The organism is Streptomyces sp. NPDC021100, assembly GCF_044333095.1.
Taxonomy (GTDB): Bacteria; Actinomycetota; Actinomycetes; order Streptomycetales; family Streptomycetaceae; genus Streptomyces.
The window spans coordinates 144,564-160,270 of the sequence record NZ_JBIRQH010000019.1; the positions used below are offsets into that span (position 1 = coordinate 144,564).

A 15,707-nucleotide genomic window follows, 5' to 3' on the forward strand; every position below is an offset into this window, starting at 1 on the left:
GACGACGCATGAGGGAGCAGGCACGCGATGAGTCTCGGTGACGACGGCTACCGAAGCGGTCAGGGCTCCGGCGGCGACGGCGGGGGTTACGGCGGGTACGACGCCGACGACCACCACCTGACCCGCACCCGGCTCCCCGAGGGCGAGGTCGACCCCTACGCCCCCCAACGCCGCCCGGTACGCCCCAGCCGGAACCTCATCACCATCGTCGCGGTGGTCGTCCTCCTCGTCGCCGCCATCGCCTTCGCCAACCGCGGCGGTGACAAGTCCTCGTCGGACGGCGACAACGGGAACTCGGCGAAGGGCGGCAGCAGCGCGACGGCGCCGTCGGGGGTGAAGCCGGTGGACGGGAAGAGCGGGGGGATCCCGTCGGGGTTCGCGCACGACGAGCAGGGGGCTCAGTCGGCGGCGGCGAATTTCGCGGTGGCCCTGGTCTCGGCGGACATCGTGAAGCCCGACCGGCGTCACGAGATCATCCCCAAGGTCTTCGCCGGTGACAAGGTCGCCGATCTGCAGAGCAAGTTCGACAGGACTTACTCGAAGGACTTCCTCGGCAAACTCGGCCTGAACGAGCAGGGAGAGGCCGCCAAGGGCATGACCTACGTGTCCCGGACGATGCCCGTGGGCACCAAGGTCACCGAGTACAGCTCCTCCAACGCTTCCGTCGAAGTGTGGTGCACCGGTGTATACGGCACGGCGGGTGTCGGTTCGACGAACCCCGTGGCCAATGACTGGTTCACGATGACGATCGCCCTGCGCTGGGTCGATGGTGATTGGAAGGCCGATTCCTTCTCGCAGAAGAGCGGTCCCGCACCCGTCAACGGGGACAAGCCCGCCTCGCCGGCGGACGAGATCTCCAAGGCAGTCGAGCAATACGGAGCGTTCACCTATGCCCGTTAGGCCCCGCCGTGCCGTGACGCTCGCTGCCGTCCTGGCCGGCGTCCAAACAACCGTGGTGCTGCTGGCGAGCCGTGCCATGGCGGCACCGACGCCCACGCCGACTCCCGGGACCACCGCGCGTCCGACACCCGGAGGAAGCACATCGCCTTCGCCGGGCGCGACCGTGACGCCGAGCCCCAGCTCGTCGGTGAAGGACTCCTGCGACCTGATCGTCGGCCCGGCCCGCCAGTACTGCCAATCCAATCCCGACAAGGCCAAAAGCCCCCCCGACACCGCCACCGCCCTAGACCCCGCCGCCGCCCTGGCCAAAGGCTGCGCCGAAGCGGCCCAGTGGACGGTCGAGAAGCTGTCGGAAGCCGTGAAGAACACGAGCAACGTGGACTTCACGAACAGCACCTTCCTCCGCCAGTACGCCGTCGTCTTCGCCGCGTCGACGATCCTGACCCTCGTCCTCTGGCTCCTGGCCGTCGCCAAACGCGCCGTGCGCGGCGTGCCGTTCACCGAGGCCGTGACGGAAGCGGTGGGCTTCCTGTGGCTGACGGTGCTGGCCTCCGCCTTCACCCCCCTCATCCTCTACACCGTCGTACAAGCCACGGACGCCGTGACGGAGGCCATCGCCTCGGGCACCGGCGCGAAGAACGACCAGTTCTTCAGCGCGTTCTCGCAAGCGCTCAAGCAAGGCAACGGCATCGGCGGCGGACCGATCATGCTGATCGTCGTCTCTCTCGTCTCCGTCCTCGCCGCCGGCGTGCTCTGGCTGGAGCTGGTGATCAGGGCCGCGCTGCTCTACGCGGGCGCGCTGCTCGGCACGGCGGTCTATTCGGGGCTCGTCGACAAGAACATGTGGGGGCACGTCCGCCGCTGGGCGGGCATCATGATCGCGGTGATCCTGGTGAAGCCGATCATCGTGATCGTGCTGGCGCTCGCCGGAGCGCTCTCCTCCGGGCAGGGCCCGAAGGAGCTCTCCGCCGTCGTGTCCGGCCTGGCGATCATCATCCTCGCCATCTTCTCCAGCGCGATGATCTACCGCTTCGTCCCCGGCTTCGGCGACGAGATCATCAGCAGCCGCAACGCCAGCCGGGACGCCGCGTCCCGCCAGGCGGCGGCCGTGATCTCCTCCCCCGCCACCCTGGTCAAGCAGGGCATCACCACCCACAGCGCCCGCGGCGGCGGGGGCGGGGGCGGCGCCCAGGCCGCCCGTCCCGCCAACCCCCTCTCCGGCGGCGTCGCCGCCCACAGCGCCCGCCGCCCCCCGAGCACGGGCGGCGGCGCACCCGGCGGCGGCACCCCAGGCGGAGCCGCCCCGGCACCGCGGGCACAGAACAACGGCAATACCTCTGGAGGTGAGCGGAGTTGACGATCGAGGCGCAGTCCCCGCCGGTCGCGGCCCGCCGTACGTATCTGATCGGCCGGGCCCGCCCCAACGCGGTCGTCGGCAAGAACCGGGAGACCGGTGAGATCGGACTGATCATCGCGGGGGCCTTCCTCGGCATGATGTGCGGCCTGCTGGTCCCCATCCTGCCGCTGCGGATCCTCACGCTCACCGGCTTCCCCGCGCTCGCGCTCGCCGCCGTCTACGTGCCGTACAAGCAGCGCACCTTCTACAAATGGTTTGAAATCAACCGCAGCTACAAGCGCGCCCTGCGCCGCGGCGTCACCTACCGCTCCGCCGCCGTCGAGGCCGGCACCCGGCTCGACGGACGCGAGGTCGAGGTCGGCCCGCCGCCCGGCATCGGCCGGATCAACTGGCTGTCGGCCCCCTTCGGCCCGGACGAGATCGCCGTCCTGCTGCACGCCGACCGCCGTACCGTCACCGCCGCGATCGAGATCGAGGGCCCCGGCGTGGGCCTGCGCGACTCGGAGGACCAGGAGGCCCTGGTCGAACGGTTCGGCACGCTGCTCAAGCACGTCGCCAACGGGGACGGCTACGTCACCCGCCTCCAGATGCTGGCCCGCACCCTGCCCGCCGACCCCGACGCGCACGCCAAGGACGTCGAGCGGCGCGGCGACGACAGGTCGCCGGAGTGGCTCAAGGAGTCCTACGACCAGCTCCAGTCGATGGTCTCCACCTCCTCCGAGCAGCACCGCGCCTACCTCGTCGCGTGCATGCACTACACCCGCGACCTCTCCGCCGAGGCCCAGGCCATCGCCCGCGCCTCCCGGCACGGCGGCGGCAAGCGGAAGCTCGACCGGGACGGCGGCCTCGCCGTCGTCATGGCCCGCGAGCTGACGGACATCTGCGCCCGGCTCGCCGAGGCCGACATCCGCGTCCGGCAGCCGCTCGGCCAGAGCCGGCTGTCGTCCCTCGTGCACTCCATGTACGACCCCGACCACCCCATCGACCACATCCAGGCCATGACCCAGCGCAACGCATGGCCCGCCGAACTCGACGCCCTGCAGCCGACGTACCTCCAGGCGAAGACCCGCGAGTCGTCGACGCGCGAGCCGTGGTGCCACGCCACCGCGTGGATCAAGGAGTGGCCGATGACCCCGGTGGGCGTCAACTTCCTCGCCCCGCTGCTCGTCCACACCCCGGACGTCATCCGCACCGTCGCCGTCTGCATGGACCTGGAACCCACGGACGTCGCCATCGAGCGGATGCTGACCGAGAAGACCAACGACGACGCCGACGCCTCCCGCGCCGCCAAGATGAACCGCGTCGTCGACCCGCGCGACGTCGCCCACCACTCCCGCGTCGACCAGCGCGGCGAGGACCTGGCCAGCGGCGCCGCCGGCGTCAACCTCGTCGGCTACATCACCGTCTCGTCCCGCTCCCCCGAGGAACTGGCCCGCGACAAGCGGACCATAAGAGCGTCGGCCGGCAAGAGCTACCTGAAGCTGGAGTGGTGCGACCGCGAGCACCACCGGGCCTTCGTCAACACGCTGCCGTTCGCGACCGGCATCCGGCGATGACCGGCATGCCCGGAAGAACCGGTAAGACCGGCAGAACCGGCACCACCAGCACCACCGGCACGACCGGCCCATGAACGCCAGACGCCGCAGACGACGCTAGACCTAGGGGCGACCGCCGTGCTCGATCCGCTCTCCGCCATCACCAACGCCTTCACCAGCTTCCTCTTCGGGAAGGTGGAGACGACCCGCCTGCCCGTCCGCACCTCCACCGGGCAGGCGCAGGCCGTCTACCTGCCCACCGCGGCGCCCGGCCTGGGCGACTCGGGCGTGATCATCGGGCGCGAGGTGTACTCCGGCAAGGGCTACATCTACGACCCGTTCCAGCTGTACGGCCAGCAACTGCCCGCGCCGCACTGGCTGGTCCTCGGAGAGTCCGGCAACGGCAAGTCGGCGCTGGAGAAGACGTACGTCCTGCGGCAGCTCCGGTTCCGCGACCGGCAGGTCGTCGTCCTCGACGCGCAGGGCGAGGACGGCGTCGGCGAGTGGAACCTCATCGCCCAGCAGCTCGGCATAACCCCGATCCGGCTCGACCCCATGTCCGCCCTCGACGGCGGCATCCGGCTCAACCCGCTCGACCCGTCCATCACCACCACCGGCCAGCTCGCCCTGCTGCGCACGATCATCGAGGTGGCCATGGGCCGCGGCCTCGACGAACGCTCGGGTTTCGCGCTCAAGGTCGCCCACGCCTACGTCAACGAGTCGGTGACCGACCGGCAACCGGTGCTGACGGACATCGTCGAACAACTCCGCCATCCGGAGGCCGAGTCGGCGGAGTCCATGAACGTCGACATAGACGACGTGCGCGCCTGGGGCCTGGACGTCGCGCTCGTCCTCGACCGCCTGGTCGACGGCGACCTGCGCGGCATGTTCGACGGACCGACGACCGCCGGCATCGACCTCGACGCCCCGCTGATCGTCTTCGACCTCTCCCACATCGACCGCAACTCCATCGCCATGCCCATCCTCATGGCGATCGTCGGCGTCTGGCTCGAACACACCTGGATCCGGCCCGACCGCAAGAAGCGCATCTTCCTCGTCGAGGAAGCCTGGCACATCATCAACTCCCCCTTCGTCGCCCAGCTCTTCCAGCGGCTGCTGAAGTTCGGCCGCCGGCTCGGCCTGTCGTTCGTCGCCGTGGTGCACCACCTCTCCGACGTCGTCGACGGCGCGGCCGCCAAGGAGGCGGCGGCCATCCTCAAGATGGCCTCCACCCGGACGATCTACGCCCAGAAGACGGACGAGGCCCGCGCCACCGGCCGGGTCCTCGGCCTCCCCCGCTGGGCCATGGAGATCATCCCGACCCTCACCCCGGGCATCGCCGTCTGGGACGTCAACGGCAACGTCCAGGTCGTCAAACACCTGATCACGGACGCCGAACGCCCGCTCGTCTACACCGACCGCGCCATGACCGAGGACGGCGTCCTCGACCGCGGCCCGGCCCCCGAACGGACGGCGGCGGACCGCGCGGCCGCGGCGCGCGAACGGTATCCCGACCCGGACGAGGTGTACGGCACGACGCCCCGGTCGACGGTGGCCTGACCGTGGCGCAGGGTTCGCGGCCCCCGGGCGAGCGGGGCACCGGCGGGGTACCGGACGGCCTGCTGGTCGGCGCCTTCGCCTTCCTGCTGGGGATAACGGTGCTGCTGTGGTCGGCGACGGGCCTGGCGGGCTTCTTCGCGCACGGCGGCTGGCCCGAGGCCGTCACCCTCACCCGCACTCCCCTGGCTCTGCGGCACCTGATGTCCGACCCGCGCGACCTGTCCGCCGCCTGGCCGGACACCCCGCCGGACGAACTGTCGGGGTACGGGCTGTTCTGGGGCATGGCGATCAGCGAGGCGCTGGTGTCCGTGGTGCTGCTGGTGTTCGCACTCGGCACGCTGGCCCGCCGGCGCCGCGTCCGACGGGCCCGGCGGGACGCGGCGGTACGCGCGGTGGGCGGCGGCCCGGGGCCCGCGGAGGAGGCACCCGCGGCGGGTCCCCCCACGGCCGTACCCCCGGCACCGACCGCACCCACGGCCACCGAGGCACCCACGTCGCCGGAGCCCCGGCCGTCGACAGCGCGGCCGGCCCCGGCGACGGAACCGTCCCCGCCGGAGCCGGCCACCCCCACGAACGACCGCCCCCCACACGTCCCTTCACCCCGCTCGCCCGCCACGCCCCCACGCCTCGTCTACGGCACCGACCGGCGCTCCGCCGCGGCCCGGGCGATCCTGGAGGCCGCCGGGCCGGTGCTGGTCACCACCAGCGACCCCGAACTGTGGGCGGAGACGAAGGACTCCCGCGCGAAGCTCGGCCCGGTCCGCGTCTTCGACCCCGGGCACCTCCTCGACACCCCCGACCGGCTCCGCTGGAACCCGTCCGCCGGCTGCGAGTCGCGCACCACGGCCGCCGCCCGCGCGAACGCGCTCCTCGCGCCCGTCCGCCCGTTGAGCGCCCTGGACTCGCTGACCGCCGAGACGGCGGAGACGCTGCTCGGCTGCTGGCTGCACGCCGCGGCCGTGGACGGCCGCCCGTTCCGGCAGGTGCACCGCTGGGCCCAGGGCGCCTCGGCCCACGAGCCCGTACGGATCCTCCGCACCAGCCCCAAGGCGGCGGCCGGTGCGGCGGGCGAACTGGAGTCCGCGCTGACCGGCCACCCGGAACGAAGAGACATGGCCCAGGAGTTGACGGCGCGCGCCCTCAATGCGCTGTCTTCGGTCCACATCCGCGACGCGTGCAATCCAAATCGGTCGGATGTGCTCGCGCTGGAATCATTCGCCGCGGAGATGGGAACGCTCTACGTGGTGGGTGAGGCGATTGAGGATCCGCGCACCCGCCCGGGTGCGATGCCCTTGCTGACCGCACTCGCCGCGAACGTGGTCGAGCGCGGCCGGGGCGTGGCCGAACGGTCACCTTCCGGTCGGCTCGACCCACCACTCACCCTGGTCCTGGACGACGTGGCGGCCGTCGCCCCGCTGCCCGCCCTCCCGGACCTCCTGGAAGACGGCGCCGAACTCGGCATGCCCACCCTGGCCCTGATGCGCTCCGAGGAACAGGCCCGCACCCGCTGGCCCCGCCGCACGCTGACGGGCTGACGGGCCGGCCGTGCCGATCACTCACCCACCGGCTCACGGCCCGGATCCGTCATACCGACGCCCCGCCCCGTCCCACCCGCGTCACCGAAGACGCCACCGAAGACACCACCGAACGGGCCGCCGGAAGCACGACCGGCAGCACCGCCGCGGCCGTCGCCACCACCGCGCACACCACCGCCGTCGCGCCGACGGGCCCCCAGGGCACGGCCGGCCCGTACCCGTCCGCGATCCGGTCCAGCGACAGCCGCTGCACGGCCAGGACGGCCGCCCCCGCCCCCGCCGCGACGATCCCGCCCACGCCCACGGCCAGCAGGGCCTCGCCCCCGGCCATGCACAGCACCTGGGCACGCGTGGCGCCGGTCAGGCCCAGCGCGGCGAACTCCCGCCGCCGCCCGGCCGACGCCATGGCGAGCGTGTTGGCCACAGAGATCAGCGCGTACCCCACCGAGATCCCCAGCACCACCGTGGCCGCGGTGTCCGCCTTCTCCCTCAGGCCCGTCTCCATGGCCGTGAACCAGTCGCCGACCGTCGCCGTCCGGGCCGGACACCCCCGCAGCGCCGCCGCCAGACGGTCCGCCACGGCAGCCCGGTCCGTGCCCGGCCGGTACGTCAGCAGGACCCGGTCCGGGGTGATGCCCGCCCTGTTTCCCGCCGGCAGCAGGGCGGACGACATATAGGTGGTGTCCCCCGAGAGGCCCGTCCGCACCACGGCCGCGATCCGCAGCTCGTGCGGCACTCCGTCCGGCAGCCGGACGACGACGCGCTCCCCGAGCGTGAGACCGTTGCTCTCGGCCGTCCGCCGGTCGATGACGACCGCGTCGTCCCCGAGCCCGTCCAACGAGCCCTCCACCACCCGCGGCCGGAGCACGTCACCGAGCGCGCCCGGCGCCACGGCCTGCGCGCTGAGGGAGTCGAGAACGGGACCGGAGCGCTTCCCGATGTAAGCGCGCACCGGTGTGACGGACGTGGCGGCCACCCCGGGGACGGCCCGGAGCGCCTCCAGCGTCGGACGGTCGAGCCGTCCGCCGGCAGCCGCCGGGACGACCACCCGGTCGGCCCGGGTCTCCTCGCGCGCCTGCGCCAGCCGGGCGCGGTCACCGTTGGCCTGGACGCAGAGCATGGTGGCGACCAGACCGACCGCGATCACCGCCGGCACCATGGTGGCGGCCGCGCGCCGCCGGGAGTTCAGCATGTTCTGGCGCACCAGCAGCGCTCCGGCCCCGCGCCGCGTCCACGGCCGGGTCGCCAGCCGCACGGCGGCCGGGAGGACGAGCGGCGCCAGCAGCGCCCACCCGCCGGTGAACAGCAGCGGCACCGACCCGTACTTGCGCGGGTTCACGGCCGTCTCCGGCGCCTGCCGCGCGATCACCCATCCCGCGACGACCGCACCGGCCAGCATCCCGACGCCGAGCACCGCCCGCACGGGCGTCAGGGACCGCCGGCCCACGGCGGCCTCCCGCATCGCCTCCGCCGGGCGCACCCGCGCCGCCCGCAGGGCGGCCGACGCGGCACCGAGCAGCGCGGAGCCGACCCCCGCGAGGAACGCGCAGGCCGGTGCCACGGGTTCGAGGCCGATGGAGAACCAGCGCGGCGCCACCCCGTGGCCGGTCATCCACGCCTCCAGCACGCCCGTCGCACAGACCCCGAGGACGCATCCGACCGCGGACGCCACGGCCCCCACGACCGCCGCCTCCGCCAGCACGGTCCGCCGGACCTGCCGGGGCGTCGCGCCGACCAGCCGCAACAGGGCGAGTTCACGCCGCCGCTGCTCCACGGCGAAGGCGAAGGTGGCGATCACGAACATCGCCACGGAGGCGGCGATCACCATCGTCGTCCCCGCCATCGCCTGGGCGTCGGACAGGGCGGCGGCGCCACCGGACGGATCGGGATCGGCGTCGACACGCCCGTCCCCGGTACGGACGAGGGCCCCCGGGCCCGCCGCCGCCCGCACCCGGTCCGGGGGCGCGTAGGCCACCAGGGCGTTGACCGGCGGCGACAGCCGGGCCGCCGTCCGGTCGCCGAAGAAGACCGCGTCCTCGAACCAGACCGGCGCCGTCACCCCCGCCACCGTGTACCGCCGCACCCCGTCCGCCGTGCCGACCGACAGGGCGCGCCCCACGAGCTCCGCCGCGCCCCCGCCGACCACGACCTCGCCGTCCCCGGCGGGCGCACGGCCGGCGACGAGCCGGTACCGGCCGAGACCGGCTGCGGACCAGCCGTGGCCGACCGCGCTCCGGCTCCCGGCCGACGGACCGCCCGGCACCCCACTCGACACGGTGACCGGGAAACTGCGGTCGGCCGTCACCCGTCCCGTCGCGGCCACCGCGGCGACCGTCCGGTCCGGAAGGGACGCCGGGGGCCGCGCGCGGTCGCCCCGCGGATCGGCGGGTACGACGACGGCCGGGGCGGCGGCGAAGCGCTGCGGGCCGGGGTGCGGGGTGCCGAAGGTGGCCCCGAGGGTGAGCGCCATCATCGCGATCACCGCGGTACCGAGGACGAGGGCGAGGAACGCTCCGGCGAAACCCGCCCGCCGGGTCCGCACCGTCGCCAGCGCGAGACTCAGCACGCGACCGCCTCCAGCCCCGCCATCCGGGCGGCGACGCCCGCGGCCGTCGGCCGGTCCAGCTCGCCGACGACCGCGCCGTCCGCCAGGAACACCACGCGGTCGGCACCGGCCGCGGCCACCGGATCGTGGGTGACCATGACGACCGTCCGTCCGTGCCCGTCCACGGCCCGGCGCAGCAGGGCCAGCACGCCGCGGGAGGCGGTGGTGTCGAGGGCGCCGGTCGGCTCGTCGGCGAACAGCACATCGGGGCGGGCCACCAGGGCGCGGGCGATGGCCACCCGCTGCTGCTGACCGCCGGACAGCTCCCCGGGCAGGTGCCCCGCCCGGTCCCGCAGTCCGACCTCGTCCAGCGCCCGGTCCACCCGTGCCGCGTCGGGCCGCAGCCCGTCGAGCCGCAGCGGGAGTTCGACGTTCTGCCGGGCCGTCAGCGACGGCAGCAGGTTGAAGTGCTGGAAGACGAAGCCCACGCGGGAGCGCCGCAGCACGGTCAGCTCCGTCTCGGTCAGCGTCGCCGGGTCGGCCCCCGCGAGCTCCACCCGCCCGCCGTCCACCCGGTCGAGCCCGGCCGCGCACTGCAACAACGTCGACTTGCCCGATCCCGAAGGGCCCATGACGGCGGTGAAGCTCCCCGCCGGGAAGGCCAGGTCGACCCCGGCGAGGGCGGTGACCGCGTTCTCCCCGGAGCCGTACGTCTTGCGCGCCCCGACGAGGCGGACGACGGCGGGGGCGGTGCCGGTGGCGGGCAGGGTCACGGTGGCTCTCCGGATCGGGCGACGGCTCGGCCTCCATGCTGGCGCCGACGGTGTGCCGCGCACATCGCCGACACCGGCGATCCGGTGGTCACCGGCATCCCTCACACGGGGGAGGGCCGGCGGGTTCCCGTGCGCCCCCGTCAGCCGCTCACTCCGCTCCGGGCGCGATGAGCCCCGTCTCGTACGCGCAGATGACCGCCTGCACACGGTCCCGCAGCCCCAGCTTCGCCAGAACGTTGCTCACGTGCGTCTTCACCGTGTGCTCGCTGACCACCAGGCGGGCCGCGATCTCCGGGTTCGACAGCCCCCGCCCGAGCAGCAGGAGCGTCTCGCGCTCGCGCGCCGTCAGGACGTCCAGCCGCCCGGCGTCCTCCGGGACGCCCGGCCCGCGCCGGGTGAAGTCCGCGACGAGACGCCGCGCGACGGACGGCGCGAGCAGCGCGTCCCCGGCGACGACCACCCGCACCGCGTGCACGAGATCGTCGCGCCGGACGTCCTTGAGGAGGAAGCCGCTGGCGCCGGCGTGCAACGCGTCGTACACGTAGTCGTCCTGGTCGAAGGTGGTGAGCATGACCGCCTTGGTGGACGACTCGGCGCAGACGACGCGGGCCGCCTCGATCCCGTCCATGCCGGGCATCCGGACGTCGAGCAGCACGACGTCCGGCGCGTGGGCACGGACCGCGGCGACGGCCGCCGCGCCGTCGCCCGCCTCCGCGACCACCTCCATGTCGGGCTGCGCGGAAAGGATCATCGCGAAGCCGCCGCGCACCAGTTCCTGGTCGTCGGCCACCACGACGCGGATCGTCACGTACCCACCTCCGCGGGCGAGCAGATCACGATCGGGAGGGTGACGGCAACGCGGAAGCCCCGCCCGGCGACGGCCGGCCCGGCGACGACGGTCCCGCCGTGCGCCGCGGCCCGCTCCCGGATGCCGATCAGCCCGCGCCCGCCGCTCGTGGGCGAGGTACCCGACGAGCCAAACGGGCCGGTGCCGGGGCCGTCGTCCACCACGGAGACCGTCAACAGCTCATGTCCCCAGGAGAGAAGGACGGTCGCCGTACGGGCATCGGCGTGCCGGAGGACGTTCGTCAACGCCTCCTGCACCACCCGGTAGACGGTGACCTGCAGGTCGGCCGCGAGGGGCACAGGCTCGCCCTCGACCTCCAGGGCGACGTCGAGGCCGGTACTCCGGACGTCGTCGACCAGCTCACCGAGCCGGTCCAGCGTGGGCTGGGGCGCCCGGCCGGCCCGTTCGCCGTCCGCGGACTGCCGTGGGCCGCCGACCTGTCCGCGCTCCTCCAGAAGGCCGAGCATCCGCCGCAGTTGGTGCATCGCGTCCCGCCCGGCTCCGGAGATGGCGTCGAAGGCCCGTACGGCCCGGTCGGGATCGGAACGCACCGCCAACGGTCCGGCCTCCGCCTGAACGATCATCAAACTGACCGCATGCGACAGGATGTCGTGCATTTCGCGCGCGATTCTGGCCCGTTCCCGCTCGGCGGCCCGCTCGATCTCGGCCTGCCGGGAGCGTTCCAGCTCGGCGGCGCGTGCCTCGACCGCCGCCGTGTACGCCTGCCGGGTCCTGGCGAGGGACCCCAGGGCGTAGGCCATGCCGAAGACGAAGAGGTTGAAGAGGTGTTCGCGCACGGAATCGGAATGCACCATGTTGCCGGCCACGACCAGCGGCACCCCCAGCCCGAGCACGGTCCGCCGCTGCCGCACACCACCGGCCGCGGCCACCGTGAACACCGCCACCAGCGGGCTGTACGGCAAGGGCTGTCCCGGCCCGCCGAACGGCTCGTGGGCCGCCACCGCCGCCACGACCAGCAGAAGGACGGCCAGCGGCGCCCGCGAGCGCCACAGCAGCGGCACCACCGTCAGCGTCGTCATCCCGTACGCACCCCAGCCGGCCGCCGCCGCGCCGGGCGCGCGCGGCACCGCGAACGGGATGGTCACCGCGGCCTGGACCACCAGCGCGACCAGCAGGTCCACGGCGGCGGGACGGGAACGGAGGCGGTCGAGCCGGCCCGAAAGGGTGAGGTGCACCCGAAGATGGTGACGGGTTCTCACCCTCTGGAACAACGGCGGACGCTTCCCCCACCGTGTGGACCGGATCGATCCCACGTACAAGCCCGTCACAGGCAAGGCCCGGACCTACGACGTGTGCGCGGCCGGAGAGGCACGGAACGCCCTGCGGTAGGCGGAGGGGGTGGTGTCCAGGGCGTCCCGCATGTGCTGCCGCAGGTTCGTCCCGCTGCCCAGACCGGTCCTGGCGGCGATGTCGTCCACGGGCAGCTCCGTCGACTCCAGCAGGTGGCGCGCGTGGTCCAGGCGTGCCGACCTGAGCCACGCGGCGGGGGACAGCCCGGTCTCCTGCCGGAACCGCCGGGTGAACGTCCGTACGCTCATGTGGCAGTGCGCCGCGAGGTCCTTGAGGGACAGCCGCCGGTCCAGGTGCTCCGTCATCAGCGCCCGCGCCCCCGCCGTCGAGGTCCCCGCGTCCTCCCTGACCGGGTGCTCGACATACTGCGCCTGCCCGCCGTCCCGCAGGGGCGCGACCACGTTGTACCGGGCCACGCGGTTGGCCACGGAGCTGCCGTGGTCCTCCCGGACCAGGTGCAGGCACAGGTCGATGGCCGCCGCGCCGCCGGCCGAGGTCAGGATTCCGCGATCGGCGACGTACAGCGGGTCGGTGTCGAGGTCGACCGCGGGGAAGAGCCGCCTGAACTGCCGCGCGTACCGCCAGTGGGTCGCGGCCCGGCCGCCCTCCAGCAGGCCGGCGGCCGCGAGGACGAACGAGCCGGTGCACAGGGACACCAGCCGGGCGCGCTGCCGGGCCGCACGCAGCGCCTCCACGACCCGGGGGTCCACCGTTCCGTTCTCGACCACGTCCGGACAGCGGGTCCCCGCCACGATCACCGTGTCGGCGTCCTCCAGCAGGGACAGGTCGCCCTGGGGTGTGACGCCGTACCCGTTCACCGTCGGCACCGGCGAGCCGTCCGGCGTGAGGGTGCGCACCTCGTAGGCCGCGTGCCCCGCCCGGGTCTCGACCCCGGACAGCATCTGGGCCGGGATGCTGAGATCAAAGGCCACCACCGGCGCGAGGGCGAGAACGGCCACACGATGAGGTGCCACAACGGTCATGGCCCAATAGTTGCAGATGGTGGCCCCCGGGCCACTTCTGTGCCCCTCGTCGTCGGCAGAAACTGAGGTCGGTCCCGCACACGAACGCCGGACAACTCCCGTTCCCCCCTCGGAAGGTGGCCATCAGCCATGCCCGTCCCCGCCGTCGATCCCGAGATCCGGACCCTCCTCGACACCGCCGACACCGGCGTCTTCCCCGTCCACGGCCTGGACGCGGTCCTCGCCGACCCCCAGCGCTACGCACTCCTGCGCGCCCGCCCCGACACGCCCCTCGACGACCGGGTCACGGTGCGCGACCTCTGCATACCCGGCCCCGGAGGCCGGCTGCGGCTGCGCGTCTACCGGCCCGACACCCCCGAAGACCTGCCGGTCATCCTCTACGTGCACGGCGGCGCCTTCACCTACGGATCCCCCGAGGCCGAGGAGGGACGTTCCCTGCGGTACGCCCGTGACGTCCGGGCCGTCGTCGTCTCCGTCGACTACCGCCTCGCCCCCGAACACCCCTACCCGGCCGCGGCCGACGACGCCTACGCCGCCCTGACCTGGATCGCCGCCGACCCCACCGGAATCGGCGGCGACCCCGCGCGCATCGCGGTGGCCGGCGGCAGCGCCGGCGGGAACATCGCCGCCTCCACCGCGCTGCGCGCCCGCGACCAGGCGGGACCGCGCGTGCTCTTCCAGTCGCTGACCTACCCGGTTGTGGACGGCAGCCTGACCACGGCCTCGGTCCGGGAGTTCACCGACACCCCGGTCCTCAACCGGGGCGCGATGGGACTGGCCTGGGCCTACTACGCGAAAGACACCCACCCGGACCCGTACGCCTCCCCGATCCGCGCCGCCGGTCTCGGCGGACTGCCGCCCGCCTACATCGCCGTGGCGGAGGTCGACCCGCTCCGCGACGAGGGCCGCGACTACGCCGCACGCCTGTCCGCCGCCGGCGTCACCACCGAACTCGTACAGGTCCCCGGCGCCGTCCACGGCTTCGACCTCCTCTTCCCCCAGGCCCGCATCAGCGAACGCAACCTCGCCGACCAGGTACGCGCCCTGCGCGAGGCCCTCCACCCCTGACCGGGCACAGCCCGCCGCACCGGAGGAGTGCGGGTGCACTCGAAGATGGTGGCGGGTTCTCACCCCCTGGAACCACGGGGGACGTTTCCCCCACAGGGGGGAAGGGCAAAGCGCGCTAGGTGACGGTGGCGACGGAACTGCGCGTATGGGTGGCGATGGGCCGGCGGCAGGAAGCCGCCATCCTCCCTCCGGAGCTGCTGGCACGGCTCGCGGCATGGGCGACGCCGGCCGGGTCGCCGGCGGACGCGGACGTCGTCGTCACCGGCTGGGGGACGTCCCTCGTCCTGGACGAGGAGACCCTCGCGGCGGCACCCCGCTTGCGGGCGCTGGTGCACACGGGGGGCTCGGTGAGGACGATCGTCACCCCCGCGGTGTGGGAGCGCGGGCTCGCCGTCTCCTCGGCCGCCGACGTCAACGCCGACCCGGTCGCCGAATTCGCCTGTGCCCAGATCACCTTGGCCGCGAAACGAGCCCTGGGCGCGTCGGCGGGTTACCGCGCGGGGCGGTGGCCGGCGTTCGGGGCGCGGGAGGGCGCGGACGGCCGGACCGTGGGGATCGTGGGTGCGTCCCGTATCGGCCGGCGCGTCCTCGCCCGGCTGCGCGCTTCGGAGGCCGGCTACCGGATTCTGCTGTACGACCCTTACATCTGCGCCGCGGACGCGGAGCGGCTGGGCGCCGCGTCCGTCGATATCCACACCCTGTGTGCAACCAGTTCGATCGTCACGCTCCACGCCCCCGAACTCCCGGAGACTCGGCAGCTGCTGAACGCCGAACGCCTCGCCCTGCTGCCGGACGGCGCCACCGTGGTGAACACGGCGCGCGGCGCGCTCATCGACACGGCCGCGCTGGTACGGGAGTGTGCCGCGGGCCGGCTGGACGCCTTCCTCGACGTGACGGACCCGGAACCACTGCCCGTCGGCCACCCGTTGCTCTCCCTCCCGAACGTCTTCCTCACGCCGCATATCGCCGGGTGCCAGGGAGGCGAGGTCCGGCGGCTGGGAGCGTTCGCGGTGGACGAAGTGGGGCGGCTGGCGCGGGGCGAGCCGCTGGTGGGGACGGTACGGCGGGAGGAATGGGCGCGGATGGCGTGATCGGGGAAATGCGTCAACCGGATCGGCGAAATGTTCCGTGAACGCAGAAAAGCCCCGGGCCGGATTGTTTTCACAATCCGAGCCCGAGGCTCTTCATCAAATTTAGTTCGGCGGCGTCCTACTCTCCCACACGGTCCCCCATGCAGTACCATCGGCGCTGAAAGGCTTAGCTTCCGGGTTCGGAATGTAACCGGGCGTTTCC

Annotated in this window: 12 protein-coding genes and 1 rRNA gene; 7 read left to right on the top strand and 6 right to left on the bottom strand. The window is 73.4% G+C overall.

The window, feature by feature from the left end:
• Positions 1 to 27 precede the first annotated feature (27 nt).
• The 5 genes from ACH4PU_RS28615 (at position 28) to ACH4PU_RS28635 (ending at position 6,887) form a co-directional block, all read left to right on the top strand.
• On the top strand, positions 28 to 900 hold the full coding sequence (locus ACH4PU_RS28615; RefSeq protein ID WP_398278065.1) for a hypothetical protein: 873 nt from the start codon (positions 28 to 30) through the stop codon (positions 898 to 900).
• Positions 890 to 2,257: a hypothetical protein gene (locus tag ACH4PU_RS28620; RefSeq protein ID WP_398278068.1), complete on the top strand. Its 1,368-nt coding sequence runs from the start codon at positions 890 to 892 to the stop codon at positions 2,255 to 2,257. The genes ACH4PU_RS28615 and ACH4PU_RS28620 overlap by 11 nt, the downstream gene beginning before the upstream one ends.
• A 2-nt stretch (positions 2,258 to 2,259) precedes the next feature.
• Positions 2,260 to 3,813, top strand: a complete 1,554-nt coding sequence (locus tag ACH4PU_RS28625) for an SCO6880 family protein (protein WP_398278119.1) — start codon at positions 2,260 to 2,262, stop codon at positions 3,811 to 3,813.
• A gap of 117 nt (positions 3,814 to 3,930) precedes the next feature.
• Positions 3,931 to 5,352, top strand: coding sequence for an ATP-binding protein (locus tag ACH4PU_RS28630; protein ID WP_398278071.1), 1,422 nt, complete (start codon positions 3,931 to 3,933; stop codon positions 5,350 to 5,352).
• 2 nt (positions 5,353 to 5,354) lie between these two features.
• On the top strand, positions 5,355 to 6,887 hold the full coding sequence (locus ACH4PU_RS28635; protein ID WP_398278074.1) for a type VI secretion protein: 1,533 nt from the start codon (positions 5,355 to 5,357) through the stop codon (positions 6,885 to 6,887).
• 49 nt (positions 6,888 to 6,936) lie between these two features.
• Here the strand turns inward: ACH4PU_RS28635 and ACH4PU_RS28640 are convergent, their stop codons facing one another.
• From ACH4PU_RS28640 to ACH4PU_RS28660, 5 genes are all read right to left on the bottom strand, one after another.
• Positions 6,937 to 9,453 carry an FtsX-like permease family protein gene (locus tag ACH4PU_RS28640; RefSeq protein ID WP_398278077.1) on the bottom strand — a complete coding sequence of 839 codons (2,517 nt, stop codon included), beginning with the start codon at positions 9,451 to 9,453 and terminating at the stop codon, positions 6,937 to 6,939.
• On the bottom strand, positions 9,447 to 10,205 hold the full coding sequence (locus ACH4PU_RS28645) for an ABC transporter ATP-binding protein (RefSeq protein ID WP_398278080.1): 759 nt from the start codon (positions 10,203 to 10,205) through the stop codon (positions 9,447 to 9,449). The genes ACH4PU_RS28640 and ACH4PU_RS28645 overlap by 7 nt, the downstream gene beginning before the upstream one ends.
• A 148-nt stretch (positions 10,206 to 10,353) precedes the next feature.
• Positions 10,354 to 11,013: a response regulator gene (locus ACH4PU_RS28650; RefSeq protein ID WP_398278083.1), complete on the bottom strand. Its 660-nt coding sequence runs from the start codon at positions 11,011 to 11,013 to the stop codon at positions 10,354 to 10,356.
• Positions 11,010 to 12,248 (bottom strand): sensor histidine kinase, encoded by a 1,239-nt coding sequence (locus tag ACH4PU_RS28655; protein WP_398278086.1) that lies wholly within the window; start codon positions 12,246 to 12,248, stop codon positions 11,010 to 11,012. The genes ACH4PU_RS28650 and ACH4PU_RS28655 overlap by 4 nt, the downstream gene beginning before the upstream one ends.
• Positions 12,249 to 12,356: 108 nt before the next feature.
• A complete protein-coding gene (locus ACH4PU_RS28660) occupies positions 12,357 to 13,346 on the bottom strand; it encodes a GlxA family transcriptional regulator (protein WP_398278089.1) in 990 nt (329 codons plus the stop codon).
• Positions 13,347 to 13,475: 129 nt separating this feature from the next.
• On the opposite strand from ACH4PU_RS28660, the gene ACH4PU_RS28665 reads away from it, so the two are divergent.
• Positions 13,476 to 14,414, top strand: a complete 939-nt coding sequence (locus ACH4PU_RS28665; RefSeq protein WP_398278092.1) for an alpha/beta hydrolase — start codon at positions 13,476 to 13,478, stop codon at positions 14,412 to 14,414.
• 119 nt (positions 14,415 to 14,533) lie between these two features.
• Positions 14,534 to 15,505, top strand: coding sequence for a hydroxyacid dehydrogenase (locus tag ACH4PU_RS28670; RefSeq protein WP_398278095.1), 972 nt, complete (start codon positions 14,534 to 14,536; stop codon positions 15,503 to 15,505).
• 105 nt (positions 15,506 to 15,610) lie between these two features.
• Here the strand turns inward: ACH4PU_RS28670 and rrf are convergent.
• Positions 15,611 to 15,707: ribosomal RNA gene (gene rrf / locus ACH4PU_RS28675) — 5S ribosomal RNA — on the bottom strand; the annotation flags it as partial.

Excerpts from the sequence above, each read along its gene's own strand:
- ACH4PU_RS28615 (WP_398278065.1), top strand. The coding sequence starts at position 28 with ATGAGTCTCGGTGACGACGGCTACCGAAGCGGTCAGGGCTCCGGCGGC.
- ACH4PU_RS28620 (WP_398278068.1), top strand. The coding sequence starts at position 890 with ATGCCCGTTAGGCCCCGCCGTGCCGTGACGCTCGCTGCCGTCCTGGCC.
- ACH4PU_RS28660 (WP_398278089.1), bottom strand. The coding sequence starts at position 13,346 with ATGACCGTTGTGGCACCTCATCGTGTGGCCGTTCTCGCCCTCGCGCCG.
- ACH4PU_RS28665 (WP_398278092.1), top strand. The coding sequence starts at position 13,476 with ATGCCCGTCCCCGCCGTCGATCCCGAGATCCGGACCCTCCTCGACACC.